The organism is Jiangella alba (assembly GCF_900106035.1).
Classification (GTDB): Bacteria; Actinomycetota; Actinomycetes; order Jiangellales; family Jiangellaceae; genus Jiangella; species Jiangella alba.
Genome location: NZ_FNUC01000004.1, coordinates 2,806,618 through 2,832,602 on the forward strand (window position 1 = coordinate 2,806,618; position 25,985 = coordinate 2,832,602).

The 25,985-nt window shown below is 72.2% G+C and carries 27 protein-coding genes; 18 read left to right on the forward strand and 9 right to left on the reverse strand.

The window, feature by feature from the left end; genetic code table 11:
• Nucleotides 1-5 precede the first annotated feature (5 nt).
• From BLV02_RS30970 to BLV02_RS31045, 15 genes are all read left to right on the forward strand, one after another.
• Nucleotides 6-653, forward strand: a complete 648-nt coding sequence (locus tag BLV02_RS30970; RefSeq protein WP_069112210.1) for an L-threonylcarbamoyladenylate synthase — start codon at nucleotides 6-8, stop codon at nucleotides 651-653.
• 15 nt (nucleotides 654-668) lie between these two features.
• The gene (locus BLV02_RS30975; RefSeq protein ID WP_069112209.1) at nucleotides 669-1,784 is read left to right on the forward strand and encodes a glycosyltransferase family 4 protein; all 1,116 of its coding nucleotides are present in this window, start codon (nucleotides 669-671) and stop codon (nucleotides 1,782-1,784) included.
• A gap of 65 nt (nucleotides 1,785-1,849) precedes the next feature.
• Nucleotides 1,850-2,299: a hypothetical protein gene (locus BLV02_RS30980; RefSeq protein ID WP_069112208.1), complete on the forward strand. Its 450-nt coding sequence runs from the start codon at nucleotides 1,850-1,852 to the stop codon at nucleotides 2,297-2,299.
• A gap of 345 nt (nucleotides 2,300-2,644) precedes the next feature.
• Nucleotides 2,645-3,430: a F0F1 ATP synthase subunit A gene (gene atpB, locus BLV02_RS30990; RefSeq protein WP_069112207.1), complete on the forward strand. Its 786-nt coding sequence runs from the start codon at nucleotides 2,645-2,647 to the stop codon at nucleotides 3,428-3,430.
• 29 nt (nucleotides 3,431-3,459) lie between these two features.
• Nucleotides 3,460-3,663 carry an ATP synthase F0 subunit C gene (gene atpE, locus BLV02_RS30995; RefSeq protein WP_069112206.1) on the forward strand — a complete coding sequence of 68 codons (204 nt, stop codon included), beginning with the start codon at nucleotides 3,460-3,462 and terminating at the stop codon, nucleotides 3,661-3,663.
• Nucleotides 3,664-3,677: 14 nt separating this feature from the next.
• A complete protein-coding gene (locus BLV02_RS31000; RefSeq protein WP_069112333.1) occupies nucleotides 3,678-4,247 on the forward strand; it encodes a F0F1 ATP synthase subunit B in 570 nt (189 codons plus the stop codon).
• Between the two features lie 2 nt (nucleotides 4,248-4,249).
• On the forward strand, nucleotides 4,250-5,071 hold the full coding sequence (locus BLV02_RS31005; RefSeq protein ID WP_069112205.1) for a F0F1 ATP synthase subunit delta: 822 nt from the start codon (nucleotides 4,250-4,252) through the stop codon (nucleotides 5,069-5,071).
• Between the two features lie 55 nt (nucleotides 5,072-5,126).
• Nucleotides 5,127-6,806: a F0F1 ATP synthase subunit alpha gene (gene atpA, locus BLV02_RS31010; protein ID WP_069112204.1), complete on the forward strand. Its 1,680-nt coding sequence runs from the start codon at nucleotides 5,127-5,129 to the stop codon at nucleotides 6,804-6,806.
• Between the two features lie 49 nt (nucleotides 6,807-6,855).
• Entirely contained in the window at nucleotides 6,856-7,824 is a 969-nt protein-coding gene (locus tag BLV02_RS31015; RefSeq protein WP_069112203.1) for a F0F1 ATP synthase subunit gamma, read from the forward strand.
• Between the two features lie 2 nt (nucleotides 7,825-7,826).
• Nucleotides 7,827-9,269 (forward strand): F0F1 ATP synthase subunit beta, encoded by a 1,443-nt coding sequence (gene atpD, locus BLV02_RS31020; RefSeq protein WP_069112202.1) that lies wholly within the window; start codon nucleotides 7,827-7,829, stop codon nucleotides 9,267-9,269.
• Nucleotides 9,270-9,356: 87 nt separating this feature from the next.
• Nucleotides 9,357-9,728, forward strand: coding sequence for a F0F1 ATP synthase subunit epsilon (locus BLV02_RS31025; protein ID WP_069112201.1), 372 nt, complete (start codon nucleotides 9,357-9,359; stop codon nucleotides 9,726-9,728).
• Between the two features lie 39 nt (nucleotides 9,729-9,767).
• Entirely contained in the window at nucleotides 9,768-10,208 is a 441-nt protein-coding gene (locus BLV02_RS31030) for a DUF2550 domain-containing protein (RefSeq protein WP_216094287.1), read from the forward strand.
• Nucleotides 10,209-10,257: 49 nt separating this feature from the next.
• A complete protein-coding gene (murA, locus tag BLV02_RS31035) occupies nucleotides 10,258-11,532 on the forward strand; it encodes a UDP-N-acetylglucosamine 1-carboxyvinyltransferase (RefSeq protein WP_069112200.1) in 1,275 nt (424 codons plus the stop codon).
• A complete protein-coding gene (locus BLV02_RS31040) occupies nucleotides 11,525-12,568 on the forward strand; it encodes a phosphatase PAP2 family protein (RefSeq protein WP_069112199.1) in 1,044 nt (347 codons plus the stop codon). Before murA ends, BLV02_RS31040 begins: the two co-directional genes overlap by 8 nt.
• Before the next feature lie 4 nt (nucleotides 12,569-12,572).
• Nucleotides 12,573-13,421: a 3-hydroxyacyl-CoA dehydrogenase family protein gene (locus BLV02_RS31045; protein WP_069112198.1), complete on the forward strand. Its 849-nt coding sequence runs from the start codon at nucleotides 12,573-12,575 to the stop codon at nucleotides 13,419-13,421.
• An 11-nt stretch (nucleotides 13,422-13,432) separates the two neighbouring features.
• Here BLV02_RS31045 and BLV02_RS31050 read toward each other — a convergent pair whose 3' ends face one another.
• On the reverse strand, nucleotides 13,433-14,587 hold the full coding sequence (locus tag BLV02_RS31050; protein WP_083288802.1) for an ROK family glucokinase: 1,155 nt from the start codon (nucleotides 14,585-14,587) through the stop codon (nucleotides 13,433-13,435).
• Nucleotides 14,588-14,610: 23 nt separating this feature from the next.
• The gene (locus tag BLV02_RS31055) at nucleotides 14,611-15,255 is read right to left on the reverse strand and encodes a response regulator (RefSeq protein ID WP_069112331.1); all 645 of its coding nucleotides are present in this window, start codon (nucleotides 15,253-15,255) and stop codon (nucleotides 14,611-14,613) included.
• Nucleotides 15,256-15,285: 30 nt separating this feature from the next.
• On the opposite strand from BLV02_RS31055, the gene BLV02_RS31060 reads away from it, so the two are divergent.
• The gene (locus BLV02_RS31060) at nucleotides 15,286-15,933 is read left to right on the forward strand and encodes an alpha/beta hydrolase (protein ID WP_069112197.1); all 648 of its coding nucleotides are present in this window, start codon (nucleotides 15,286-15,288) and stop codon (nucleotides 15,931-15,933) included.
• Nucleotides 15,934-15,945: 12 nt separating this feature from the next.
• Here BLV02_RS31060 and BLV02_RS31065 read toward each other — a convergent pair whose 3' ends face one another.
• From BLV02_RS31065 to BLV02_RS31075, 3 genes are read right to left on the reverse strand one after another with little or no spacing between them, the layout of a single operon-like run.
• Nucleotides 15,946-17,199, reverse strand: coding sequence for a sensor histidine kinase (locus BLV02_RS31065; RefSeq protein WP_171906768.1), 1,254 nt, complete (start codon nucleotides 17,197-17,199; stop codon nucleotides 15,946-15,948).
• Entirely contained in the window at nucleotides 17,175-17,981 is an 807-nt protein-coding gene (locus BLV02_RS31070; RefSeq protein ID WP_069112196.1) for an ABC transporter permease, read from the reverse strand. Before BLV02_RS31070 ends, BLV02_RS31065 begins: the two co-directional genes overlap by 25 nt.
• Entirely contained in the window at nucleotides 17,978-18,844 is an 867-nt protein-coding gene (locus BLV02_RS31075) for an ABC transporter ATP-binding protein (protein ID WP_069112195.1), read from the reverse strand. Before BLV02_RS31075 ends, BLV02_RS31070 begins: the two co-directional genes overlap by 4 nt.
• Nucleotides 18,845-19,490: 646 nt before the next feature.
• Here BLV02_RS31075 and BLV02_RS36865 point away from each other — a divergent pair.
• Nucleotides 19,491-19,664 carry a hypothetical protein gene (locus BLV02_RS36865; RefSeq protein WP_171906767.1) on the forward strand — a complete coding sequence of 58 codons (174 nt, stop codon included), beginning with the start codon at nucleotides 19,491-19,493 and terminating at the stop codon, nucleotides 19,662-19,664.
• 66 nt (nucleotides 19,665-19,730) lie between these two features.
• Nucleotides 19,731-22,787: a helix-turn-helix transcriptional regulator gene (locus BLV02_RS38135; protein WP_171906766.1), complete on the forward strand. Its 3,057-nt coding sequence runs from the start codon at nucleotides 19,731-19,733 to the stop codon at nucleotides 22,785-22,787.
• A gap of 492 nt (nucleotides 22,788-23,279) precedes the next feature.
• Here BLV02_RS38135 and BLV02_RS31085 read toward each other — a convergent pair whose 3' ends face one another.
• The 4 genes from BLV02_RS31085 to BLV02_RS31095 all read right to left on the reverse strand — a co-directional run bounded on the left by BLV02_RS31085 (nucleotide 23,280) and on the right by BLV02_RS31095 (nucleotide 25,931).
• Nucleotides 23,280-23,669: a hypothetical protein gene (locus BLV02_RS31085; protein WP_069112193.1), complete on the reverse strand. Its 390-nt coding sequence runs from the start codon at nucleotides 23,667-23,669 to the stop codon at nucleotides 23,280-23,282.
• Between the two features lie 11 nt (nucleotides 23,670-23,680).
• A complete protein-coding gene (locus tag BLV02_RS36870; protein WP_171906765.1) occupies nucleotides 23,681-23,854 on the reverse strand; it encodes a hypothetical protein in 174 nt (57 codons plus the stop codon).
• A 138-nt stretch (nucleotides 23,855-23,992) separates the two neighbouring features.
• Nucleotides 23,993-24,763 carry an NAD-dependent epimerase/dehydratase family protein gene (locus BLV02_RS31090; RefSeq protein WP_069112329.1) on the reverse strand — a complete coding sequence of 257 codons (771 nt, stop codon included), beginning with the start codon at nucleotides 24,761-24,763 and terminating at the stop codon, nucleotides 23,993-23,995.
• Nucleotides 24,764-24,770: 7 nt separating this feature from the next.
• Nucleotides 24,771-25,931 (reverse strand): mandelate racemase/muconate lactonizing enzyme family protein, encoded by a 1,161-nt coding sequence (locus BLV02_RS31095; protein WP_083288776.1) that lies wholly within the window; start codon nucleotides 25,929-25,931, stop codon nucleotides 24,771-24,773.
• Nucleotides 25,932-25,985 lie beyond the last annotated feature (54 nt).

Below are 25,985 nucleotides of genomic sequence, written 5' to 3' on the forward strand. Positions count from 1 at the left end.
TCTGCGTGAGTCCGCTGTACGACTGCTCCGACGAGACCAAGCGGCAACGCGGCGTCGCCGCCGCGGCCCGCGCCATCCGCAACGGCAAGCTCATCGTGCTGCCCACCGACACCGTCTACGGCATCGGCGCCGACGCGTTCACGCCTGCCGCGGTGGCCGCGTTGCTGCAGGCCAAGGGCCGTGGCCGGGACATGCCGGTGCCGGTGCTGGTCGGCTCGCCGGCCACGCTGGGCGGTGTCGCCGTCACCGACAAGACCATCGAGGCGCTGGTCGAGGCGTTCTGGCCGGGCGGGCTGACGCTGATCTGCCGCCAGCAGCCGTCGCTGCGGTGGGACCTCGGCGACACCGGCGGCACCGTCGCGGTCCGGATGCCCGACCACGAGGTCGCCGTCGAGGTGCTGAAGACCACCGGCCCGCTGGCCGTCAGCAGCGCCAACCTCAGCGGGCAGCCGCCGGCCCGGTCGGCGGGGGAGGCCCGCGACCAGCTGGGCGACTCCGTCGCCGTTTACCTCGAGGCCGGCGACACCGACAGCGACACGCCGTCGACCATCGTCGACGTCTCCGGTGACGTCCCGCGGGTGCTGCGGCAGGGCGCGCTCGGCCTCGCCGAGCTGCAGGCCGTCGTCCCCGAGCTACAAGGCCCGGAAGCCTAGGGGGCACGTCCGCCGGTGCGCGAGTATCTTCTGACCTTCTTCATCGCGGCCTCGGTCACGTACCTGGTGGTGGGGCTGGCGGGCCGGTTCGCCTACTGGGTCGGCGCGGTCCCGCCCACCCGCGACCGCGACGTCCACCGCGAGCCGGTGCCGCGGCTGGGCGGCATCGCCATGCTGGCCGGCATGCTGGTCGCCATGCTGGTGGCCAGCTACCTGCCCCGCATGCGCGACGTGTTCACCGAGTCCAGCGACGCGTGGGCGCTGATCCTCGCGGCGGTCGTCATCTGCCTCATCGGCGTGGCCGACGACATCTGGGACCTCTCGGCGCTGGCCAAGTTCGCCGGCCAGGTGGTCGCCGCCGGCCTGCTGGTGGCGCTGGGCGTGCAGCTGGTCTGGCTGCCGCTGCCCGGCGGCACGTTCGTGCTCGACCAGACCCAGGGCGCCATCATGACGGTGGTCCTGGTGGTGGGCGCGTCCAACGCGGTGAACTTCGTCGACGGCCTCGACGGCCTGGCCGCCGGCGTGGTGGGCATCGGCGCCACGGCCTTCTTCTCCTACGCCTACCTGCTGTCCGTCGAGAACAACAACACGTCGTACATGACGACGTCGGCGCTGGTCTCGGTGGTCGTGGTGGGCATCTGTGCCGGGCTGCTGCCGCACAACGCGCACCCGGCGAAGATCTTCATGGGAGACTCCGGCGCCATGCTGATCGGCCTGCTGCTCGCGGCCGGCTCGATCAGCCTCACCGGCCGGCTGCCCAGCCAGGACGTCGACACCTCCAGCTTCCTGCTGACGCTGTTGCCGCTGGTGCTGCCGCTGGCGGTCATCCTGCTGCCGTTCCTCGACATGATGCTGGCCGTCGTCCGCCGCGCCCGGGCCGGGAAGTCGCCGTTCGCGCCGGACAAGATGCACCTGCACCACCGGCTGCTGGAGATCGGCCACTCGCAGTGGCGCGCGGTCGCGATCATGTGGGTGTGGGCGGCGCTGGTCTCCGGCGGCCTGGTGGTCATCGCGCTGGTCGGCGGCTGGACCACCTACGTGCTGCTGGCGCTCGCCGTCGCCATCATGATCGCGTTCACGACCGGCCATCCGCGCCGCCTCCTGCGCCGCGGACAGCCGTCCGCCGTGTGAGTCGTGGTGTGAGAAATGGCACGTCATGGATGGTTTCGGCGCCAGCACGTAGGCTGGGGCCCGCCATGACCGAACCCGTTTCCGCGCCGCCGCGCCGCCGCAGTCCGGCCGCCGCCGCCCGCCCCGCCTTGCTGCTCACCACCGCCGCCGGCGTCGTCTGCGCCGTCACGGCCGCGCTCGCCGGCGGCAGCGCCGCGCTGTGGTCGGCCGTCGTCGCCGCGGTGCTGGTCATCGCGTTCTTCGCCAGCGGCGCGCTGCCCGTGGTGCTGGCCCGCTACCTGCCCGCCAACGGCATGGCCGGCGCGGGCGTGCTGATCGTGACGTACAGCCTGCGGCTGGCCCTGATCTTCATCGGCCTCGGCGTCCTGACCAGCGTCGACGGCCTCGACGAGCGCGCGCTGGGGCTGTCGCTGATGGTCTGCGCGCTGGTCTACACCCTCACGTACGCGGTGACGATGTTCCGCGAGAACAGCCGCGGGGCACGGCCCGCCGTGCCGGCCGGTGACCAGAAATGACCTTCGGCTCGACAGCGTCCCCGGCGCTTAGTGGGACCCGATTTCGTTACCGGCAAGGGCACCCAGTAGTATTCGAGGCGCCATGAGTCCGGACGGTCCCGAAGACACACGTCGGGCGGATCAGAACGGTGCGTGGGATGCCTTCGCACTGGTCGTGTCCGGAGTTGCAGTATGGGGTGGCGTCGGCTGGCTCGTCTCCGAGTGGCTCAACAGCCGTCTCCCGCTCGTACTGGGGCTCTTGGTAGGGATGGGCGCCTCTCTGTACCTCGTATGGGTCAGATACGGTAAGCCCTGACCTGGCCCTCCTCGTCGGGCGTGTCGCGAGCGCGCTGAAGAAAGGACCACGTGAGCACTCGGATCGTGGCCGAGTCGGGATTCCACAGTCCCGGACCGGCCGACTTCGAATTCCCGCCGCTCTTCGGCGAGGGTACGTTCTTCACCAAGCCGATGCTCGTCATCGTGCTCGGCACCATCGCCGTCGGCGCTTTCTTCTACTTCGCCGCCCGGCGTAGCACGCTCGTTCCCGGCAAGCTGCAGTTCGCCGGCGAGTCGGTCTACGGATTCGTCCGCGACGGAATCGCACGCGACGCCATCGGCCGCGAGGGCATCAAGTACGTCCCGTATCTCGTGACGCTGTTCGGCTTCATCGCCGTGCTGAACATCTCGGGCATCATCCCGGTGCTCCAGCTGCCGGCCACCTCGAAGATCGCGATCCCGCTGTTCCTGGCGCTGATCTCGTGGGTCATCTACAACTACGTCGGCATCAAGCGGCAGGGCTTCGGCGGCTACTTCAAGAACATGATGTTCCCGCCCGGCGTGCCGAAGGCGATCTATCCGCTGCTGGCCCCGCTGGAGTTCTTCTCCACCTTCATCGTGCGGCCCTTCACGCTCACCCTTCGTCTCACGTTCAACATGTTCGCCGGTCACCTGGTGCTGTTGTTGACGATTCTGGGTGGCGAATACCTGATCTTCGAATATCAAGGTCTGGTCGGTGTCGCGGCCGGCAGCGTCTCGATTCTGTTCAGCATCGTGCTGACATTCTTCGAGGCTTTCGTCCAGATTCTCCAGGCGTACGTTTTCGTCCTGCTCTCCGCCATCTACATCGGCGGCGCTCTGTCCCACGAGCACTGAGCTTTCACAAAAAAGGAAAGGAACAAAAGATGGACGGCTCGCTCAACATGGTCGGTCTCGGCCTCGCGGCCATCGGCCCGGGCGTCGGCATCGGCCTGATCTTTGCCGCCTACATCAACGGCGTGGCCCGCCAGCCGGAGGCGCGCAGCGTCCTCCAGGGCATCGCGATCCTCGGCTTCGCGCTCGCCGAGGCGCTGTTCATCATCGCCATCGGCCTCGCGTTCGCCATCTGATCATGGCTCTCTCGATGGCACCGATCGCGGTGGTGGCGGCGGAGGACGGTCCCGACCCGTTGATGCCGCACATGTCCGAGCTGATCGTCGGTCTGGTCGCCTTCGCGCTGCTGTTCTTCTTCCTTCGTGCGAAGGTCTACCCGATCTTCGAGAAGACCTACGCCGACCGCGCCGCCGCCATCCAGGGCGGTGCGGCGAAGGCCGAGGAGGCGCAGGCCGAGGCCCAGCGCCTGCTCGAGGAGTACCGCGCCCAGCTGGCCGACGCCCGCGGTGAGGCGGCTCGCATCCGCGAGGACGCCAAGCAGCAGGGGGCGGCCATCGTGGCGCAGGCACGCGAGGACGCCGAGACCGAGGCCAAGCGGGTCGCCGCGCGGGCCGAGGCGCAGCTGCAGGCCGAGCGCGAGCAGGTGCTGCGCGAACTGCGCGGCGAGGTCGGCACGCTGGCGACGACGCTGGCCGGCAAGGTGGTCGGCGAGTCGCTGCAGGACGACGACCGCTCCCGCCGGGTCGTCGAGCGCTTCCTCGCCGACCTCGAGACCGCTCAGGCCTCCGACGCGGCCACGCCGGCCGCAGGGGACGCGTGAGCATGCCTGACACCAACCTCGGCGAGAGCCACGGCGAGCTGCGGCAGCGGTTCGAGAGCATCGTCGACGCCGCGGCCGGCCGCGCGCCGGCGGTGGGCGACGACCTGTTCTCGTTCGCGAACCTGCTCGACTCACGGCCGTCGGTGCGCCGCGCGCTCACCGACACCGGCCGTACGGCGGACGACCGGGAGGCGCTGCTGCGCCGCCTGGCCGGCGACCGCGTCGAGCCGGCCGCGACGGACGTCCTCGCGGCGGCCGTCCGCGAGCGCTGGGCGAACCCGGGCGACCTCACGACCGCGGTCGAGGAGTTCGGCCTGCAGGCCGTTCTGCTGGCCGCCCGGTCGGCCGGCCGCCTCGACGCCGTCGAGGAGGAGATCTTCCGGTTCGGGCTGGTCGTGCGCGACAACCGCGACCTCCGCTCGGCACTGATCGACCGCGCCGCTCCCGCCGACGCACAGCGGCAGCTGGTGCGGACGCTGCTGCAGGACAAGGCGGCGCCCGAGACCGTCGCGCTGCTCGAGCACGCGGTCCTGGACCGCCGGGCGCGTAGCCTGGAAGCGGAACTGGCCCGCGTCGCGGAGTTCGCCGCGCGGCTGCGCCAGCGCCGGGTGGCCGTGGTGCACGTCGCCGCCCCGCTCGCCGTCGAGCACCGCGAGCGGCTGGAACGGGCACTCGCGGTCCGCGCGGGCGGCCCGGTCCTGCTGAACGTCGTCGTCGAGCCTGACGTCGTCGGCGGCATCCGGGTCGAGCTCGGCGACGAGGTCGTCGACGGCACCGTCACCAGCCGCCTCGACGCCGCCCGCCGTCAGCTCGTGGTGAGCTGACCGGCACCACCCAGACTTGAGACCACCGTTCGAGAGCGAGAGAGCAGGAGCAACGATGGCGGAGCTGACTATCCGTCCCGAGGAGATTCGCGAGGCGCTCGACGCCTTCGTCGAGTCCTACCAGCCGGCGGCCGCCGTCCGCGAAGAGGTCGGCCACGTCACCATCGCCGGTGACGGCATCGCCCGGGTCGAGGGCCTGCCGTCGGCCATGGCCAACGAGCTGCTTGAGTTCGAGGACGGGACCCTCGGGCTGGCTCTGAACCTGGACGTGCGTGAGATCGGCGTCGTCGTGCTCGGCGACTACGCCGGCATCGAGGAGGGCCAGACGGTCCGCCGCACCGGCGAGGTGCTGTCGGTGCCGGTCGGCGACGCGTTCCTCGGCCGTGTGGTCGACCCCCTGGGCGCCCCGCTCGACGGCCTCGGCGAGATCAAGGCCGACTCCCGCCGCGCGCTGGAGCTGCAGGCGCCGACCGTCGTCCAGCGGCAGAAGGTCGCCGAGCCGCTGCAGACCGGCATCAAGGCCATCGACGCCATGACCCCGATCGGCCGTGGCCAGCGCCAGCTGATCATCGGTGACCGGCAGACCGGCAAGACCACGGTCGCCGTCGACACCATCCTGAACCAGCTCGACAACTGGAAGAGCGGCGACAAGAAGAAGCAGGTCCGCTGCATCTACGTCGCGACCGGCCAGAAGGGCTCGACGATCGCCGGCATCCGGCAGCAGCTGGAGGAGGTGGGCGCGCTCGAGTACACCACCATCGTCGCCGCCCCCGCGTCCGACGCCGCCGGCTTCAAGTACCTGTCGCCCTACACCGGCTCGGCCCTCGGCCAGCACTGGATGTACCAGGGCTACCACGTCCTCATCGTCTTCGACGACCTGTCGAAGCAGGCCGAGGCGTACCGCGCGGTGTCGCTGCTGCTGCGTCGCCCGCCGGGCCGCGAGGCGTACCCCGGTGACGTCTTCTACCTGCACTCGCGGCTGCTCGAGCGCTGCGCGAAGCTCTCCGACGACCTCGGCGGCGGCTCGATGACCGGCCTGCCGATCATCGAGACCAAGGCCAACGACGTGTCGGCGTTCATCCCGACCAACGTCATCTCGATCACCGACGGCCAGTGCTTCCTCGAGTCGGACCTGTTCCACTCGGGTGTGCGCCCGGCCATCAACGTCGGTATCTCGGTGTCCCGCGTCGGTGGCGACGCGCAGATCAAGGCGATGAAGTCGGTCGCCGGCACGCTGCGCCTCGACCTCGCGCAGTACAACGAGCTCAAGGCGTTCGCGGCGTTCGCGTCCGACCTGGACGCCACCAGCAAGGCGCAGCTGAACCGCGGCGAGCGGCTCACCGAGCTGCTCAAGCAGCCGCAGTCGGCGCCGCTGTCGGTCGGCCGCGAGGTCGTCTCGATCTGGTCGGGCACCACCGGCAAGCTCGACGACGTCCCGGTCGAGGACATCCGCCGGTTCGAGGGCGAGTTCCTCGACACTGTCGCGCGTGAGCAGGCCGCCGTGCTCGAGAACATCGAGTCCAGCGGCAAGCTGTCCGACGACGACATCGCGACCCTCGAGCAGGCGATCGACGCCTTCAAGCAGACCTACGTCACCGTCTCGGGCCAGCCGCTGATCAAGGACGAGCCGGTCGAGTCGCTGGGCGAGGGCGAGGAGGACCTGACGGTGCTGCGGCGGCGCACGCGCGACCGTGAGGGCATCCAGGAGGCCGCTCGTCCCGACGCGGGCGAGTGAGCGTGATCGCCATGTCGTATCGGGGTCCTGAAGGGAGGTCGCACGCGTAATGGGAGCTCAGATTCGCGAGCTGCGGCAGCGCATTCGCTCCGTCGACTCCATCAAGAAGATCACCCGCGCCCAGGAGCTCATCGCGACCTCACGGATCGCCCGGGCCCAGCAGTACGCCGAGGCGGCCCGCCCGTACAGCCAGGCGCTGGTGCGGGCCATGGAGGCCGCGGCCGAGCGGGCCCGGCTGGACAACCCGCTGCTCGAGGGCGTCGAGGAGCCGCGCCGGTCGGCCATCCTGGTCGTCACCAGCGACGGCGGCTTCGCCGGCGCCTACTCCGCCAACGTCATCCGGCAGAGCGAGGCGCTGACCGGTCTGCTGCGCGAGCAGGGCCAGGAGGTCGTGCCGTACGTCGTCGGCAAGAAGGGCGTCACCTGGTTCACGTTCCGCGGCCGCGAACTCGGCGGCCAGTACGTGGGCTTCACCGGCAAGCCGTCCTACGCCGACGCGCGCAGGATCGCCGACGACCTGCTCGACGCCATCAACACGCCGACCGAGGAGGGCGGCGTCGACGAGATCCACATCGTGTCGACGCACTTCCGCAACATGGTCACGCAGGAGGTGCGGGCCCGGCGGCTGTTCCCGATCATGGTCGAGGACGTCCCGGAGGAGCACCACACCGACACCGGTGCGGTCCGCTCCGAGTCCGGCGCCTCCGGCACCGGCAACGGGCGCCCGGCGCGCGGCGACGTGCTGCCGCTCTACGAGTTCGAGCCGTCGGCCGACGAAGTGCTGGACGCGCTGCTTCCGCAGTACGCCGGCAACCTCGTGTACACGGCACTGCTGGACGCGACCGCCTCCTATGAGGCGGCCCGGCGCCGAGCCATGAAGAACGCCACGGACAACGCCGGTGAGCTGCAGGAGACGCTCACCCGTCAGTCCAACTCGGCTCGCCAGGCCGAGATCACCCAGGAAATCAGTGAGATCGTCGGCGGCGCGGACGCGCTGGCGGCCGCAGGGAGCGAGTAATCATGACTGCCACGGTTGAAGAGACCGCCGTCGCCACCGGCCGGGTGGTCCGGGTCATCGGGCCCGTCGTCGACGTCGAGTTCGGCGGCGGCCACATGCCCGGCATCTACAACGCGCTCGAGGTCGACGTGAAGCTGGCCGACGAGGCCGGCGGCGACCGCACGCTGACGCTCGAGGTCGAGCAGCACATCGGCGACGGCCTGGTCAAGGCCATCTCCATGCAGCCGACCGACGGCCTCACCCGCGGCGCGGTCGTCCGCGACACCGGCAAGGGCATCTCGGTGCCGGTCGGCGACGGCGTCAAGGGCCACGTGTTCAACGCCCTCGGTAAGCCGCTCGACACCGACGAGTCGAAGATCGAGGTCAGCGAGCGCTGGGAGATCCACCGCGACCCGCCGCCGTTCGCCGACCTCGAGGGCAGCACCACGATGCTGGAGACCGGCATCAAGGTGCTCGACCTCCTCACCCCGTACATCCAGGGTGGGAAGATCGGCCTGTTCGGCGGCGCCGGTGTCGGCAAGACGGTGCTCATCCAGGAGATGATCACCCGTGTCGCCCGGAACTTCGGTGGCACCTCGGTGTTCGCCGGTGTCGGCGAGCGCACCCGTGAGGGCAACGACCTCTGGGTCGAGATGGGCGAGGCCAACGTCCTCAAGGACACCGCGCTGGTGTTCGGCCAGATGGACGAGCCGCCGGGCACCCGTATGCGGGTCGCGCTGTCGGCGCTGACGATGGCCGAGTACTTCCGCGACGTCCAGAAGCAGGACGTGCTGCTGTTCATCGACAACATCTTCCGGTTCACCCAGGCCGGCTCCGAGGTCTCCACGCTGCTGGGCCGCATGCCCTCGGCCGTGGGCTACCAGCCGACGCTGGCCGACGAGATGGGCGAGCTGCAGGAGCGCATCACCTCGACGCGTGGTCACTCCATCACGTCGATGCAGGCCATCTACGTCCCGGCCGACGACATCACCGACCCCGCGCCGCACACCGCGTTCGCGCACCTCGACGCCCGGACGGTGCTGTCGCGTCCGATCTCGCAGCTGGGCATCTACCCGGCCGTGGACCCGCTGGACTCCTCCAGCCGGATCCTCGACGCCGCGTACCTCGGTGAGGACCACTACCGCATCGCGACCCGGGTGAAGGAGATCCTGCAGAAGTACAAGGAGCTGCAGGACATCATCGCCATCCTCGGTGTCGACGAGCTGTCCGAGGAGGACCGCGTCACGGTCAACCGGGCCCGCCGCCTGCAGCGGTTCCTGTCGCAGAACATGTTCGTGGCCGAGTCGTTCACCGGCCAGCCGGGCGTGTTCGTCCCGCTGTCCGAGTCGCTCGAGTCGTTCGACGCCATCACCAAGGGCGAGTACGACCACCTGCCCGAGCAGGCGTTCAGCTACGTCGGCAACATCGAGGACGCCGAGAAGAAGGCGCGCGAGCTCGCCTCCTGAGAGGCTGACATTCCGCGTTGACCGGCAGGGAGTCGCCCCCGTACGGGTGGCGGCTCCCTTCCGGTCCCGGGGAGGAAGGGAAAGATCGTGGCCGAAGATCTGAACGTCGAGGTGGTCGCCGCCGACCGCAAGGTGTGGTCCGGCGCGGCTTCGATCGTCATCGCGCGCACACCCGAGGGTGAGATCGGCATCATGCCCGGTCACGAGCCCGTGCTCGGCCTGCTGGTGGCCGGCCCGGTGACGGTGCGCTCGACCGGCGGCGAAGCCGTCGTGGTGGCGGTCTCCGGCGGGTTCCTGTCCGTGTCCGAGAACCAGATCGCGATCCTCGCCGAGCAGGCCGAACTGGCCGACGAGATCGACGTCGCCGCAGCTCAAGCCGATCTGGACGCGCTGGGCGAGGACGGCGACGGCGCGGGCCGATGGGCGCAGGCCAGGCTCGACGTCGCGGCGAGCCGGTAGATCTGAGAGCATCGGTATCACGCTCGGGGGAGGTGATCGGTGGCGCTGGTGTCGTGGACCCTGCTGGTACTGGGTGCGCTCGCGCTCGCCGCTGTGCTGGTCCTCCTGGCCCTGTACGTCCGCCGGGGCATCCTGCAGCGTGACGGTGGCTTCGACATGTGCGTGCGCGGCGACAGCCACGACGGCTGGTCCGGTGGCTGGGCGTTCGGCATCGGGCGCTACCGCGACGACACCCTCGAGTGGTTCCGCACGTTCAGCTTCACGACGTGGCCGAGGCGCTCGTTCCGGCGCAGTTCGCTGGTCGTCGACGGACGCCGCCAGCCCGACGCCGAGGAGAGCTACGAGCTGCCCGCCGGTCACGTCGTGCTGATCTGCCGGTCGAACGAGAGCAGCGTCGAGGTGTCCATGACCGAGCCTGCGGCCACGGCCTTCGTGACCTGGTTGGAAGCGGCGCCGCCCGGGGGGCAGTTCGCCGGTTGACGCCTTCGAGGCGTACCGTTCATCGGAACGGCGAAAGGGTACAGCGGGCGTGGAGAGATTTCGGGTCACCGGGGGGAGCTCCCTGCGGGGTGAGGTCCGGGTCAGCGGCGCGAAGAACAGCGCACTCAAGCTGATGGCGGCGGCGCTGCTCGCCGAAGGACGCACCGTGCTGCACGACGTCCCCGCCATCACCGACGTCGACTACATGGGCGAATTGCTGCGTCAGCTCGGCGGCGACGTCCACCGCGAGGGCGGCACCGTCGCCATCGACGTCCCCGCCGACATCGCCCACGAGGCGCCCTACCACCTGGTGCGCCGGCTGCGTGCGTCGATCTGCGTCCTCGGCCCGCTGGTGGCCCGGTGCGGCGCGGCCAACGTGGCGCTGCCCGGCGGCGACGCCATCGGCTCGCGCGGCCTCGACATGCACATGTCCGGGCTGGAGAAGCTGGGCGCGCAGGTCGAGATCGAGCACGGGTTCGTGGTGGCGCGGGCGCCGCAGGGCCTGCACGGCACCAGCATCTGGCTCGACTTCCCCAGCGTCGGCGCCACCGAGAACATCCTCATGGCGGCCGTGCTGGCCAAGGGCACCACGGTCATCGACAACGTCGCGCGCGAGCCCGAGATCGTCGACATCTGCCGCATGCTCGGCGACATGGGCGCCAAGATCGACGGCGCCGGCACGTCCACGCTGCGGGTCGAGGGCGTCGACTCCATGAACCCGACGACGCACACCACCATCCCGGACCGCATCGTCACCGGCACCTGGGGCGTCGCGGCCGTCATGACCCGCGGCGACATCACCATCCGCAACGGCCGCGCCGAGCACCTCGAGATCGTCCTCGACAAGCTGGCCGCCGCCGGCGCCACCGTCGAGTCCGGGCCGGCCGGGCTGCGGGTGGCGATGTCCGGGCGGCCGCGCGCCATCGACGTCGTCACGCTGCCGTACCCGGGCTTCCCGACCGACCTCCAGCCGATGATCGTCGCACTCGACGCCGTGGCCGAGGGCACCGCGATGATCACCGAGAACGTGTACGAGGCCCGGTTCATGTTCGTCAACGAACTGGTCCGTCTCGGCGCCGAGGTCCGCATCGACGGCCACCACGCCGTCGTCCGCGGCCGGCCCGGACTGTCCGGCGCGCCGGTCGTCGCCACCGACATCCGCGCCGGCGCCGGTCTCGTGCTGGCCGGCCTGCTGGCCGACGACGAGACGCTGGTGTCGGCCGTCCACCACATCGACCGCGGCTACCCCGACCTCGTCGGGCAGCTGCAGTCGCTGGGCGCCGACGTGGTCCGCGAGCCCGATCCGGACCACTTCGATGACTGACGAACCGGAGGTCGCGGCCGCCGTCGGGGACGGCTGGCGCGGCCGGGTGACGCCGGGCCGCGTCGGGCTGGGCATCTACCTGGTCGTGCTGGTCGTCTACAGCGCCGTCGAGGGCATCCCGATGGACCGCGTCGGGCAGACCGGCTGGATCCTCGCCGGCATGATCGCGGTCAAGATCGGCCGGCCGTTGCGCGAGCACCTGCGCACGTTCCTCGACTGGCTGCCGCTGCTGGCCGCGCTGATCCTGTACGACCACACCCGCGGCATCGCCGACACCCTGGGCATGCCGCTGCGGGTCGGCCAGGTCGTCGACATCGAGAGCTGGCTGTTCGGCGGCACCATCCCGACCCTGTGGCTGCAGGAGCACCTGTTCGAGTCGACGGTGCGCTGGTGGGACGTCGGCGCCGCGATCGTCTACTTCAGCCACTTCGTCGTGCCGTGGGTGCTGGCCGCCGCGTTCTACATGTGGTCGCGGCCGCTGTGGGTCGGCTACATCCGGCGGGTGCTGCTGCTCACCTACACCGGCCTGCTGACGTACGTGCTGCTGCCCGCCGCGCCGCCGTGGTACGCGTCGGCCCGCACCGGCGACATCGACGAGCCGGTCTACCGCCTCGTCGGACGCGGCTGGAACGAGCTGGGGCTGCGCAGCGCCCAGGCGTGGCTGTCCGACGCCCAGGGCGGAGCCAACGAGGTGGCCGCGCTGCCGTCGCTGCACGCCGGGTTCTCCATGCTGGTCGCGGTCACCCTGTGGCCGCTGGCCAAGCGCTGGTGGCTGAAGGTGCCGATCGTCGCGTACCCGCTGGCCATGGCGTTCACGCTGGTCTACGGCGGCGAGCACTACGTCGTCGACGTCCTGCTCGGCTGGCTGTACGTCGCCGCCATCATGGTCGGCGCGCACTGGTGGGAGCGCTGGCGCGAGCAGCGCCGCCGGCCACCGGAACCCGTCCTGACGGCCGGCACACCCGCGCCGGTCGAGCCGGCGCTGCGCACCGAACCCGGCGTCACACCGGAACCGAACGAGCGAGCGGGAAGGTAGCAGCATGGGACGCAGTGTGGCCGTCATCGGAGCCGGCCTGATGGGATCGGGCATCGCCCAGGTGGCTGCCACCGGTGGCTGGAACGTCGTGCTGCGCGACCTCGACGACGCCGCCGTGGGCCGCGGCCGGGCCGCCATCGAGGCGAGCACCGCGAAGTTCGTCGAGAAGGGCAAGCTCACCGCCGGCGCCCGCGACGCCGCACTGGGCCGCATCACCACCACCACCGACCTCGACGCCGTCGCCGAGGCCGACATCGTCGTCGAGGCGGTGTTCGAGAACGTCGACGTCAAGCGCGAGCTGTTCGTGCAGCTGGACCGCCTGTGCCGCGACGGCGCCGTCCTGGCCACCAACACCAGCGCCATCCCGATCACCAAGATCGCCGCCGTCACCGAGCGGCCCGAGTCGGTCGTCGGCACGCACTTCTTCTCGCCGGTCCCGATGATGGCGCTGTGCGAGCTGGTCCGCGGCCTGCACACCTCCGACGACACGCTGGCGGCGGCGCGCGAGCTGGCCGAGTCGTCGGGCAAGACCTGCATCGTCGTCAACCGCGACGTCGCCGGGTTCGTCACCACGCGGCTGATCAGCGCGCTCGTCGTCGAGGCCGTGAAGCTCTACGAGTCCGGTGTGGCGTCGGCCGAGGACATCGACGTCGCCTGCCGGCTCGGCTTCGGCCACGCCATGGGCCCGCTCGCCACCACCGACCTCACCGGCGTCGACGTCCTGCACCACGCCACGTCGAACATCTGGGACGAGACCGCCGACACCAAGTTCTTCCCGCCCGAGCTGATGCGCCGCATGGTCGACGCCGGTGAGCACGGGCGCAAGTCGGGCCGCGGCTTCTACTCCTACTGAGGGGGTGGCCGTCAGCCGCCCCCACGCCTGCGCAGGCCGATCACCGGCTCGATCGCGGTGCCGGTGCCGGTGGTGCGCCTGGCGCGGCGCTGGATGGGTGTGCCGTTGCCGCCGAGGTCACGCCGCCTGGGCAGCAGCAGCCGGGTGGTGACCAGCTTGGCGCGGTCGCGGCGGCGGGACCGCTCGCGGCGGGCGAGGTCGGCGGCGCCGATCAGCCCGGCGTCGTTGCCCAGCGCCGCTTGGACGACCTCGGCCTCGGGCCGGAAGCCGCGCCCCGTCAGCGTGCGCCGGAACGTCGTGCGGGCCGGCTGCAGCAGCAGGTCGCCGACGTCGGAGACGCCGCCGCCGATGACGAACAGGCCGGGGTCGAACGCGGCGGCCAGGTTGGCCAGGCCGACGCCCAGCCAGTGGCCGATGTCCTCGAGCAGCTCGAGCGCGGCGGGGTCGCCCTGCGCGGCCAGCGCGCTGACCATCGGGCCGGTGATGCGCGACGGGTCGCCCTCGCACGTCTCGGCGATGCGGTAGGCGACGGGCGAGCCGTTCAGCACCAGCTCGCGGGCCTCGCGGACCAGCACGTTGCCGCTGGCGTACTGCTCCCAGCAGCCGCGGTTGCCGCACTCGCAGCGGTGCCCGCCGGGCACCACCACCATGTGGCCGAACTCGCCGGCGACGCCGAACCGGCCGCGGTGCAGCACGCCGTCGAGGACCACCCCGCCGCCGATGCCGGTGCCGAGGTTGACGCAGACGACGTGCGACTCGCCCTGGGCGGCCCCGAACCGGCACTCGGCCCACAGCGCCGCGTTGGCGTCGTTGTCGACGACCACGGGCAGCCCGACGCGCCGCTGGACGGCGTCGCGCAGCGGCTCGTTGCGCCAGGCGAGGTGCGGTGCGAACAGCACGGAGGACTGGGTGCCGTCGACGAAGCCGGCGGCGCCGATGCCGACCGCCAGCACGTGGTGGCGGGCGCCGAGCTCGGCCACGATGTCGGCGATGGTGTCCTCGACCACGCGGGGGCTCTTGCTCTTGCTCGGCGTCTCGCGGCGGGTGCGTTCGATGATCGTGCCCTCGGCGTCGACGACGCCGGCGGCGACCTTGGTGCCGCCGATGTCGATGCCGATGGTGGGTCGCAGCGCCAGCCGGGACACCCGCGTACGGGTTTGAGCCATGCTCATAGTATTGCGGGGCGCGCTCAGGAAGCCGGGGACGACCCCGGCGGCGCCAAGATGCCCAGCGCGTACGCCGTCGTCACGGCCGCCGTCCGGTCGTCCACGCCGAGCTTGGCGAAGACCCTCAGCAGGTGCGTCTTCACCGTCGCCTCGCCGATGTGCAGCGCCCGCCCGACCTCCGCGTTCGACAGCCCCGTGGCGACGGCCGCCAGCACCTCGCGCTCGCGCGGGGTCAACGGCGGCACCGACGGCGCCCGCATGCGGCTGACCAGCCGCGCGGCCACTGGCGGCGCCAGGATCGTCTCGCCCCCGTGCGCCGCCCGGACGGCCGCGGCGAGGTCGATGCGCGGGGTGTCCTTGAGCAGGTAGCCGGTGGCACCCGCCTCGACCGCGCGGACGATGTCGGAGTCGGTGTCGTACGTGGTCAGCACCAGGATCCGGGTGCCGGGCAGCTCGGCCAGGATGCGCGCCGTCGCCTCGGCGCCGTCCAGCCGGGGCATCCGCAGGTCCATGAGGATGACGTCCGGACGCAGCCGGCGGGCCAGCACCAGCGCCTCCTCGCCGTCACCGGCCTCGCCGACCACCTCGAAGTCGTCCTCGGCGCCGAGCATGCCGGCCAGCCCGGTGCGCACGACCGGGTGGTCGTCGACCAGCAGCAGCCGCAACATCGTCACGGCCGCCCACGCTACCCTGACGCCGTGGGCGACCTGGTCACCGAGACCTTCGAGTACGACGGCGGGCGGCAGGTCACCGTCCATGTGCCGCCGGATCCGCCGGAAGCCGTCGTGTTCGCGGGCGACGGCCAGCTGATCTCGCAGTGGGGCGGACACCTCGAGGCCGCCGACGTGCCGCCCACCATGATCGTCGGTGTCCACGGGACGGACGACCCGGACGAGATGATCCGGATCGGCGAGTACTCACCGTCCTTCGACGACGCACGGTTCGCCGCACACGAGCGGTTCTTCGTCGACGAGGTCCGTGGCTGGGTACGGTCACGCTTCGGCCTCGCCCTGCCCGCCGACCGCACCGCGGTGTGCGGCGTGTCAGCCGGTGGTGAGCTCGCCCTCGCCATGGGGCTGCGCCACCCGGACATCTACGGTGCGGTCTTCTGCGCGTCGCCGGGCGGCGGGTTCCGCCCGCCCGCCGTGCTGCCGCACCCGCTGCCGCGCACGTACCTCGTCGCCGGGACGCTGGAGCCGTGGTTCCTCGAGAACGCGACGCGCTGGGCGGCCGCGCTGCTCGACGCCGGCGCGGACGTCGTCATGGCCGAGCGGCTCGGCGACCACGGCGACCCCTTCTGGCACACCGAGTTCCCCTCGATGGTGTCCTGGGCATTCCAGCGCTGACGGAGTGCGCCGCTACGCCGGCGCCAGCCCGACGGTCGCACGGACGGTGGTGCCGGCGTCCGGCGCGCTGACGACCTCGAGCAGCCCGCCGACCTGCTCGACCCGCGCCCGCATGCCGCGCAGCCCGTACCCGTCGTGCGCCGCGCCCGGCCGGAACCCGCGTCCGTCGTCGACCACGGCGACGGTGGCCGCTCCGGGCGGGCCGGACCGGAACCGCAGCGCCACGATGACCCTGCGGGCGCCGGCGTGCTTGCGCACGTTCGTCAGCGCCTCCTGGGTCGCGCGCAGCAGCACGACCTCGACGTTCGCCGGCAGGGGCGGGCCGGCCTCGTCGATCTGCAGGCTCACCTCCATCCCGGTCTCGTCGGCGAACCGGCCGGCGATGCGCTCGATCGCCTCGGGCAGCGACGCGTCCTGCAGGCTGACCGGCGCCAGCGAGCTGACCAGCGCCCGCGCCTCGGCGAGGTTGTCGCGCGCCGTCTGCTCCAGCAGCGCCAGCCGGTCGCGGACGGCGTCGGGGTTGCGGTCGAGCGCCACCTCGATGGCCTGCGCCAGCGTGAGGATGCTGGTGAAGCCCTGCGCCAGCGTGTCGTGGATCTCGTGCGAGAGCCGCTCCCGCTCGGCCAGCACGCCGCGTGAGTGCTCGAGCTGGGCCAGCTCGGTGCGGGTGCGCTCCAGTTCGTCGATCAGCTCGGCCCGCTTCTCCGCCTGGAAGAACACGTGCGTGATGAACAGCCCCATCAGCAGCGACACGCCGATCTGCAGCGTCACCTGCGGCGCGACGTCGCGCACCGCCGCGGCCGTCCAGCCGTCGCGGCCGACCTCGATGACGGCCAGGCCGGACAGGAACACGAACGTCGCGCCGATGGCCCACCGCGTCGGCAGGAACACCCAGATGTGCGGGATCAGCCCGAACAGCAGGAAGTAGGCGTCGAAGATGCCCGTGCCGAGCAGCAGGTAGAGGCAGCCCCAGCTGACCGTCAGCTGGACCACGACCTGCCAGCCGATCTCCTCGGTGCCCAGCAGCCGACGGCCCAGCAGCAGGTAGACGACGACCATCGCCGTCACCGCGAGCAGGCCGGTCAGGCGGTCGTCGCTGGACAGGTTGCCGGAGCTGCCGATGATGAGCGCGAGCAGCCCCAGCAGACCCAGGTAGACGCTGTGCCAGGCGACCGTGGTGCGCTGCCAGAACGCGTCCAGCTCGGCGACGCTGCTGCGCACCGGGGCGCCGCCGGCCGCCGTCAGCCGTCGTCCCTGCGCTGCCACCGGAACGTCCGGACGCAGATGACCAGACCCGCGACCAGCCACAGCGACAGGATCAGCGCCGTCGGGCCGTGCTGCCATGATGCGGATACCTCCAGCGTCTCGAACCGGTCGGGCAGGAACACCGAACGCATGCCCTGGGCCAGCCATTTCAGCGGGAACACCGAGGCGACGTTCTGCAGCCAGCTTGGCAGGTCGGCGAACACGAAGAACACGCCCGAGATGAATTGCAGCACCAGCAGCGGTCCCACCACCACGGCCGACGCGCTCTTCGCCGACCGCGGCACCGACGAGTAGGCGATGCCCAGGATGGCGCCGCCGGCCGTGCCGAGCACATAGCACCAGGCGAACGTCAGCCATTTCGACGGCTCCGACGGCAGCTCGACCCCGAACGCCAGCACGGCCACGGCCAGCAGCAACGCGATCTGGCTCAGCCCGACCACCAGGATCATGCCGACCTTGCCGAGGAAGTACGACACCGGCGGCATCGGCGTGCCGCGCAGCCGCTTCAGCGTGCCGTCCTCGCGTTCGATGGCCAGGCTGATCGCGAGCGTCTGGAAGCTGACCAGCATGATGCCCGAGGCGACCATGCCGGGCAGGAAATACTGCGCGAAGTCGATCGGCACGCCGCTGGTCTCGCCGACGTCCTCGTTGCCGAACACGACGGCGAAGATGCCCAGCATGATGACCGGGAACAGGAACGAGAAGATCACGGAGTCGCGTTCGCGGAAGTAGCTCCTGGTCTCCAGCGAAGCGCGCGACACCGCGATGCGGCTCGTGCTCATGACACGACCTCCAGGGTGTGGTCCGGCTGACCGATCAGGCGCAGGTACACGTCCTCCAGCGTGGGGCGGCTGACGACGAGGCCGGGCACCTCGCCGCCCAGCCGCCCGGCCAGCTGGGCGACCAGCGCGGTGGGGGTGGCGGTCCGCTCGGTGCGCTGCAGACCGTCCTCGCTCCACCGGACGACCGCGTGGTCGTGGTCGCGGCCGCCGAGACGGTCCGGCGTGTCCAGCGCGACGATGCGCCCGCCCGTGATGACGCCGACGCGTCCGGCCAGCTGCTCGGCCTCGTCGAGATAATGGGTGGTGAGGATGATCGTCGTGCCGCCGTCGGCCAGCGAGGTGATGAGCGCCCAGAACTCCCGCCGCGCCTCCGGGTCGAACCCGGTCGTGGGCTCGTCGAGGAAGAGCAGCTCCGGGTTGCCCAGGATGCCCAGCGCGACGTCGAGGCGGCGGCGCTGCCCGCCGGACAGGTGCCGCGCCCGCGTGGCGCGCTTCTCGTCCAGCCCGACGGCCGCGATGACCTCGTCCGGGTCGCGGGCGTCGGGGTAGTAGCCGGCGAAGTGGTGCACCAGCTCCTGCACGGACAGCTCGTCGTGGCCGCCGGAGCTCTGCAACACGATGCCGATGCGCGCCCGCCAGCCGGCGTCCGGCCGCGCCGGATCGGAACCCAGCACACTGACCTCGCCGGCGTCGCGGCGGCGGTAGCCCTCGAGGATCTCCACGGTGGTGGTCTTCCCGGCGCCGTTCGGCCCCAGCAGCGCGAACACCTCCCCCCGCGCGACGTCGAGGTCCAGCCCGCTGACGGCGGTGACACCGGCGTAGGCCTTGCGCAGCCCACGCACCCGGATGGCGGAATTCGTCATGCCACCACCATCCGCTGCGACGGCGGCCGGGACGAGCACCGCGTGGTGGGTTGTGAGGTCCACCGAACGGTGGACCCGCCGTCTTGCGGCCGTTCGCCGTTTGGCTCTCGTGCGCCGTTTGGCGCTAGTGGGCCGTCCCCCTGCTGCCCATTGTCTTAGCCGCGGCACGGCGCCTCAAGCGGAGCCTGAACGGCGCTTCGCGCGGACGGTGGCACCGCTTGACCCGCGGTGCCGCGGTCTAAGAACTGGCAGCTATCAGGGGGACGGGGGAAGTGCGGGCATAGCCCGCCCGCGCGCGCCTTTCTCCATGATCAACTCGGCGAAGGGGCGCGCGTACCACGGTGGACCGGGTGACGGCCGCCAAGACCGGCGCGTGCCCAGTCTTTCCCCGTCCACCTATCAGGGGGACGGCCCACTAGCGCCAAGCGGCGAACGGCAGCACAGCGGCGAACGCGGCGGACACCCCTGCGTGACGCCCCCGCCCACGAGCCACGCCTAGGTCGTCCGGGCCACCTTAGACGCCACCTCAGACCGCCTTAGACGGTTCCGCGCCGCCACAATGCGGCAGTCTCCCGATGTGTCACACGGCGCCTCAGAACCATGCTCGATATCAGAACGCAACGAGTAGGGGCAGGAGCCGAGCATCATGAGCATTCACGGGGACTACGCGGCACGCATCGTCCACGACCAGCGGTCGCACGACCTGCAGGCGGAGGCACGCCGCGACGGGCTGGCCCGTCAGGCGCTGGCCGCCGTCCGGCGCGGGGCCGCGCGCAAGACCGGCGGCGCCACGGCGCGCAGCCGGGCGCGCACCGCCTGAGCGGGAGCGGTCTGCTGGAAGGAAATTCGCATGGGCTTGTCGGTGGCGGGTGGCAGGATGAATGACGTGGTCATTCACGTCACCCGCACCGTGGGCCTGGTCGGGAGGGAACGGCAGCTTGCCGACCTCCGCCAGGCCTATGCCAGCGCGTGCGCGGGCGAGCCGGTCACCGTCCTGCTGGGCGGCGAGGCCGGCATCGGGAAGACGCGGCTGGCCGAGGAGTTCGTGGCCGAGGTGGTCGCCGGCGGCACCCGCGCCGTCGCCGGCCAGTCGGTCCCTCTCGACGGTGAGGGCCCGGCGTTCGCGCCGCTGGTGGGCGCGCTGCGCGGGCTGCACGCCGAGTTCGGGGCGCAACGGCTGCTCGAGCTGGCCGGTCCTGGCGGCGACGCACTGGCGGGGCTGGTGCCCGAGGTGGGCGTCGCGCCGGCCGAGGGACCCGAGGGCCGCGGCCGGCTGTACGAGGTGGTCACGTCGCTGTTCGAGCGCGTCGCGGCGGAACGTCCGCTGGTGGTGGTGCTCGAGGATCTCCAGTGGGCCGACAGCCCCACCCGCGACCTCCTGCGCTTTCTCGTCCGCGGGGTGCGCGACGCCCAGCTGCTGTTCGTCGTCACGTACCGCTCCGACGAGCTGCACCGCGGCCACCCGCTGCGGCCGCTGCTGGCCGAGCTCGACCGCCTGCGCCAGGTGCACCGCATCGAACTGCCCCGGCTCGACGCCGACGAGGTCGTGCTGCAGCTGCGCGAGCTGCTGGGCCGGCCGCCCGAGCGGTCCCACGTCGACCGCATCGTCCGGCGCAGCGAGGGCATCCCGTTCTTCGTCGAGGAGCTGGCCTACGCCGACGACTGCGGCGACCTGCCCGGGTCGCTGCGCGACCTCCTGCTGGTCCGGGTCGAGCCGCTGTCCGAAGAGACACAGCGGCTGCTGCGGCTCATGTCGGCGGCCGGCAACCGCGTCGACCACTCCGTCCTCGAGTTCGTCGCCGGCGAGCAGACCGGCCCGCTCGAGACCGCGCTGCGCGAGGCCGTCTCGGCCGGGGTCATCGTGGTCGACGGCGACGGCTATGCGTTCCGGCACGCGCTGCTGCGCGAGGCCCTGCACGCCGACATGCTGCCGGGCGAGCACGCGCGCATGCACGCCCGGTACGCGCAGGCGCTCGAGGCGCACCCCGAGCTCATGCCGAGCACGCCCACCGCGGCCGAGGTCGCGCACCACTGGTACTCCGCCCACGACGTCGAGCGGGCGTTCGCGTGGTCGCTCACGGCGGCGGCCGAGCTCGTCCGCAGCTACGCCCACGCCACCGCGCAGCAGCTGCTCGAGCGGGCGCTCGAGCTGTGGGACCAGGTCGCCGAGCCCGAGCGGGTGGCCGGCAGCGACCGCCTCGAACTGCTCATCCGGGCGGCCACCGAGGCGTACGCGGCGGGCGAGACCGAGCGCACGCTGTCGCTGGTGAAAGAGGGGCTGCGGCTGGTCGACCGGTCCGCCGACCCGGTCCGGGCCGGCTGGCTGCTGGCGCACCTCGGCAGCGTGAAGAACCGGCTGGGCCGGCCCGGCGCCATCGAGGCGCTCATGGAGGCACGCGAGCTCATCCCGGCCGAGCCGTCGGTGCAGCGGGCCGAGGCGCTCGACTGGCTGGCCATCATGCTCATGCTCGACTGGCGCTTCGCCGAGTCACTCGAGGTCGCCGACGAGACCGAGCGGGTCGCCAAGGCCGTCGGTCTCGACCGCCTCGTGGCGTCGGCGCAGATCACCCGCGGTACCGCGTGGGTGCACATGGGCGACGCCGAGAAGGCGCTCGACGAACTGCGCCAAGCCGGGCCCACGGCCACCGCCGGCCCCGACCACCTGCACCGCTACTTCGTCAACCTGTCCGACGCCTACACCCTGCTCGGCCGCTACCGCGACGCCGTCGACGTCGCCACCGAGGGCTACGAGCACGCCCGCCGGCGCGGCCGCAAGCGCACGACCGGCGTGGTGCTGGCCGGCAACGCGGCCGAACCCATGCTGGCGCTGGGCGACTGGGAGCGGGCCGAGCGGATGATCGAGCGCGGCCTCGAACTCGTGCCGCCGCCCAACCACGAGCGGCACATGATCGGCCTGCGGGCCTGGCTCGTCCTCTGGCGCGGCGACGTCACCACCGCTGCCGCCGCCGTCGACCGGCTGCGCGCCGGCATGACCCGCCGGGTCGTGTTGCCGCAGGACGGCCGCCTGGTCGCTCGTCTCGAAGCCGACGTCGCCCTCGCCCAGGGCGATGCGGAGCGGGCCTGGTCCGCCGTCACCGCCGAAGTCGGCCCGTCGGCCGACGCCGCGGTGCCCGGGTACGACCTGCCGCTGGCGTTCGCCGGAGCACAGGCGCTGGGGGAGCGGGTCCGCGCTGCCGGTGCCGGGGTGAACGGTCGCGACGGTGCAGGGCCGGCTGACGGTGACGGTGGGGCCGCGGAGGGGTTCGCGGCTGATGCCGCATGGCTGCGCGCGCTCGTCGCCCAGGCGTCGCGCGGCTGGCCGGTCGGTGTGTGGACCGTGCTGGTCGAGGCCGAGCTGGCCAGCGCCGGTGCCGCATGGGCAGACGGTGCCGACGGCGGCGGTGCGACTGCCGCCGGGCGGCCGGACGTCGGCGGGGCCGGCGCCGGGGCGGCTCGTGCCGGCGGGGCCGGCGCCGAGGTGGCGGCGTGGGAGCAGGCGCTGGCGGCGCTGCAGGCGGCGGAAGGCCCGGTGCATCTCGTCCCGTACGCCGGGTTCCGGCTCGGTCAGGCGCTGGTCGGGGCGGGTCGGCGCGACGACGCTCTCGACGTGCTGCGGCAGGCGGCCGCCGCTGCCGACTCGCTGGGCGCCGGGCTGTACCGCGGCTGGATCGGCGCGTTCTCGAAGCAGGCCCAGCTGCCGCTGGTCTCCGGCGTGCCCGGCCCCGCGGCGGCGCCGTCCGGGCTGACGGTGCGCGAGCACGAGGTGCTGCGGCTGGTGGCGGCGGGCCGGAGCAACCGCGAGATCGGCGAGGAACTGTTCATCAGCGCCAAGACGGCCAGCGTGCACGTATCGAACATCCTGGCCAAGCTCGGCGCGTCCGGCCGCGGCGAAGCGGCCGCCATCGCCCACCGCGACGGGCTCCTCGACACTGCTGCCTCCTAGCGCCCGCCGTCGTGCCCCGCGGGCTGGTGGCCGGCTACCAGCCCGTCGGAAGCAGCCGGATGCCGGGGAAGCGGCCCGACAGCCGGCAGCAGCCGGACGGCTGGCGCAGCCCAACAGCGGGGAGCAGCCGGGCAGCCGGGAGCAGCCGGACGGCCGGGAGCAGCCGGACGGCCGGGAGCAGCCGGACGGCCGGGAGCGGCCGGACGGCTGGGAGCGGCCGGACGGCTGGCGCAGCCCACCAGCGGGGAGCGGCCGGACAGCCGACGCAGCCCGAGGGCGGGGAGCGGCCGGGCAGCCGGGAGCAGCCCAACAACGGGCAGCGGCCGGACGGCCGGGAGCAGCCGGACGGCTGGCGCAGCCCGACGGTGGGGAGCAGCCGGACAGCGGGCAGCGGGAGCGGCCGCCGACGGTCAGACGGCCGGTGACCGTTCGTCGAGCCGGCGGCAGAGGTCGCCGGGTCGCGCCCGACGGCTCAGCGGCTCGCGGCTGGGCTCAGTCCTCCGGGAAGTACGGCGCGACAGCCTCGGCGATCGCCTGAGCGGTGTCACACATGCCCTCGGCGCCGGCGGACTCGACCGTCGCCAGTTCCACGCTGACCGAGTCGTCGCCTCGGCTGAACTCCACCAGGCAGCCGACACCGGGCGCCTCGAGGACACTGGCATCACGACCGTCGACGGTGGTTCCGTCACCGCTGACCTCGGTGTCGGCGGAGAACTTCACCGAGGTGGTGATGTCCTCGTTGTCGGCGCGGTCGATCATGCATTCGACCAGCGAAGGGTCGTTGAAGGGTTTCAGTTCGTCGACCGGGACCGGCAGTTCGGCGACCGGGATCGCCCCGCAGACCTGCTCGGCAGTGATGTCGCTCTGATCAGCCGGGATCACCGTTGCCCCCGTCAGCTCAATGGCGTCGCCGGAACGTCCTCGGCGCCGCCGGTCTGCTCCTCGGCCCCGCCCTCGGCCCCGTCCTCGGCGCCGGCCGACGGGCTCGTCCCGTCCACGCCGCCCGTGTCGTCACCACATGCGGACAAAGTGCAGAGCGCTGCCAGTACGGCGGCCGCGATCGTCATCCTTCGTGTCATGACACGCGACTATGACAGCCCCGACGACTCTGCGTCGCGCTCACCTGCGGCGGGCGCGTGAACGTTGCGACAACAGGCGGCACCGGCGCCGGGCTCGGGCACCGGTCCGGCACCGCCGTCGTCAGGTCAGATGGCCGGTGACTGCTCGTCGCGCCAGCGGCAGAGGCCGCCGTCGCCGGGTGGAAGGGTGGCGGCGTGGGCCTCGGAGTCGGACTCGGGCCGGTAGCCCAGCTCGGCCACCGCGTTGGCGTAGGAGAACACGCCCCGAGTGTTGGCCGACACCCCGAAATAGCAGCCGTACCGGACGTCCGCCGCCAGCGCCGAGCGCACCAGCAGCCGCAGGTCGCCGGGGGAGAGCCAGCCCAGCAGGTTGCCGGTGTCCAACGGCTTCGGCAGCACTCCGCCCAGCCGCAGGCACACCACCGACGGCCCGCCGCCGTCGGCGACGGTGCGGGCGTAGGCCTCCGCGAACGCCTTGCTGGCGCCGTACGTGCAGCACGGCCGCACCGGCCACTCCGGGTCGACGAGACCACCGTCGGGCCGGGCGGCGGAGACGTAGCCGCCCATCGCGTGCACCGAACTGGCCAGCACCACCCGCCGCACCCCCGCCCGCCACGCCGCGTCCAGCAGCGTCACGACGGCGTCGGCGTTGGGCCCGCGCAGCTGCGGCCACGACGCGCCGGGCGACGGGTTGGCGGCCAGGTGCACGACGGCGTCCATCCCCTCGACCGCCGCGGCGGTGAACGAGGGGTCGGCGAGGTCGCCGACCCGCACGTCGGCGCCGTCCCAGCCGGTGACCGGACGGGTGTCGACGGCGCGCACGGAGACGCCGTCCAGCCCGGGCCGGAGCATCCCTCCGACATTCCCGGCCGCGCCGGTCACGAGCACCGCGGTCATGCGCACCTCACCAGTTCGTCAGCGATCCGTCGGGACGACGGTAGCGGGGCGGCGGCCCCAGCTCGCCGGCCGCCGCGCGGCGCGCCGCCGCCAGGTCGACCTCCACGCCGAACCCGGGACCGTCGCCGGGCCGGACGGCGCCGGCGGAGACCAGCGGCCCGGCCGGCACCAGCGGGTCGTCGGCCCAGCCGTGCGGGTGGCCCTGCTCCTGCACGCTGACGTTCGGCAGCGTGACGTTGAAGTGGGCCGACGCCGCCGTGCAGACCGGGCCGAGCGGGTTGTGCGTGGCGATCTGGATGTGGTGCGCCTCGGCCAGTGCGGCGATCTTCCGGCCCTGGGTGAGCCCGGTGTTGGCGAGGTCGATGCGGGCGTGGTCGACGAGGTCGCCCTCGAGCAGCGGCCGGAACTCCCACAGCGTCGTCAGTTGCTCGCCGGCCGCCAGCGGCACCGCGGTCCGCGCCCGCAGCGTCCGGTAGGCGTCGAGGTTCTCCGCCCGCAGCGGGTCCTCGACGAAGAACGGCCGGGCCGGCTCGATCTCGCGGCAGAAGACGGCCGCCTCGGCCGGGTCCAGCCGGGTGTGCACGTCGACCAGCAGCTCGACGTCGTCGCCGAGGGCGTCGCGCAGGCCGTGGAAGACGGCGATGTTCTCGCGCAGCGTCGCGCGCGGCTCCAGCACCGGCTCGGCCGGCGGCTGCAGCCCGATGCGCAGGTGCCGCCAGCCCTGCCCGGCCAGCTCGTGCGCGTGGTCGAGGTACTCCGCCAGCCCTCGCCCCTGCACGTGCACGTAGGCGGGGACGTGCTCGCGGACGGCGCCGCCGAGCAGCTCGTGGACGGGGACGCCGAGCGCCTTGCCGCGCAGGTCCCACAGCGCGAGGTCGATGCCGGCCGCGGCCGCCGCGACGTCGCCGACGGCGGGGAAGAAGCCGCCGCGCAGGAACAGCTGTGACAGCTCCTCGATGCGGTGCGCCTCGGTTCCCACGGCGAGTGCGGCGAAGTCGGCCAGCGCGCCGAGCACGGCCCGCGGCCGCGACCGCATGCCGACCTCGCCCAGCCCGTGCAGGCCGGCGTCCGTGTGCACGACGACCAGCAGGTACGTCCCGGTTCCGGTGGCGATGACCAGCGGTTCGACCTCGGTGATCCTCATCGGCAGCCCCAGCTCGTTATCCATATGGTGATAGTGTCATGCTGATGATGCACTAGTTGTGCAGGTTTGAGGAGGTCG

Bases quoted from the DNA above. Each gene is read 5' to 3' on its own strand.
- BLV02_RS30980 (WP_069112208.1), top strand. From the start codon at position 1,850: ATGACCGAACCCGTTTCCGCGCCGCCGCGCCGCCGCAGTCCGGCCGCC.
- BLV02_RS36870 (WP_171906765.1), bottom strand. From the start codon at position 23,854: ATGACGATCGCGGCCGCCGTACTGGCAGCGCTCTGCACTTTGTCCGCA.
- BLV02_RS31090 (WP_069112329.1), bottom strand. From the start codon at position 24,763: ATGACCGCGGTGCTCGTGACCGGCGCGGCCGGGAATGTCGGAGGGATG.
- BLV02_RS31070 (WP_069112196.1), bottom strand. From the start codon at position 17,981: ATGAGCACGAGCCGCATCGCGGTGTCGCGCGCTTCGCTGGAGACCAGG.
- BLV02_RS31050 (WP_083288802.1), bottom strand. From the start codon at position 14,587: ATGGCTCAAACCCGTACGCGGGTGTCCCGGCTGGCGCTGCGACCCACC.
- BLV02_RS31015 (WP_069112203.1), top strand. From the start codon at position 6,856: ATGGGAGCTCAGATTCGCGAGCTGCGGCAGCGCATTCGCTCCGTCGAC.
- BLV02_RS31000 (WP_069112333.1), top strand. From the start codon at position 3,678: ATGGCACCGATCGCGGTGGTGGCGGCGGAGGACGGTCCCGACCCGTTG.
- atpD (WP_069112202.1), top strand. From the start codon at position 7,827: ATGACTGCCACGGTTGAAGAGACCGCCGTCGCCACCGGCCGGGTGGTC.
- BLV02_RS31040 (WP_069112199.1), top strand. From the start codon at position 11,525: ATGACTGACGAACCGGAGGTCGCGGCCGCCGTCGGGGACGGCTGGCGC.
- atpE (WP_069112206.1), top strand. From the start codon at position 3,460: ATGGACGGCTCGCTCAACATGGTCGGTCTCGGCCTCGCGGCCATCGGC.
- BLV02_RS31045 (WP_069112198.1), top strand. From the start codon at position 12,573: ATGGGACGCAGTGTGGCCGTCATCGGAGCCGGCCTGATGGGATCGGGC.
- atpA (WP_069112204.1), top strand. From the start codon at position 5,127: ATGGCGGAGCTGACTATCCGTCCCGAGGAGATTCGCGAGGCGCTCGAC.
- BLV02_RS36865 (WP_171906767.1), top strand. From the start codon at position 19,491: ATGAGCATTCACGGGGACTACGCGGCACGCATCGTCCACGACCAGCGG.
- BLV02_RS31075 (WP_069112195.1), bottom strand. From the start codon at position 18,844: ATGACGAATTCCGCCATCCGGGTGCGTGGGCTGCGCAAGGCCTACGCC.
- BLV02_RS31005 (WP_069112205.1), top strand. From the start codon at position 4,250: ATGCCTGACACCAACCTCGGCGAGAGCCACGGCGAGCTGCGGCAGCGG.
- BLV02_RS31055 (WP_069112331.1), bottom strand. From the start codon at position 15,255: ATGTTGCGGCTGCTGCTGGTCGACGACCACCCGGTCGTGCGCACCGGG.
- BLV02_RS31095 (WP_083288776.1), bottom strand. From the start codon at position 25,931: ATGGATAACGAGCTGGGGCTGCCGATGAGGATCACCGAGGTCGAACCG.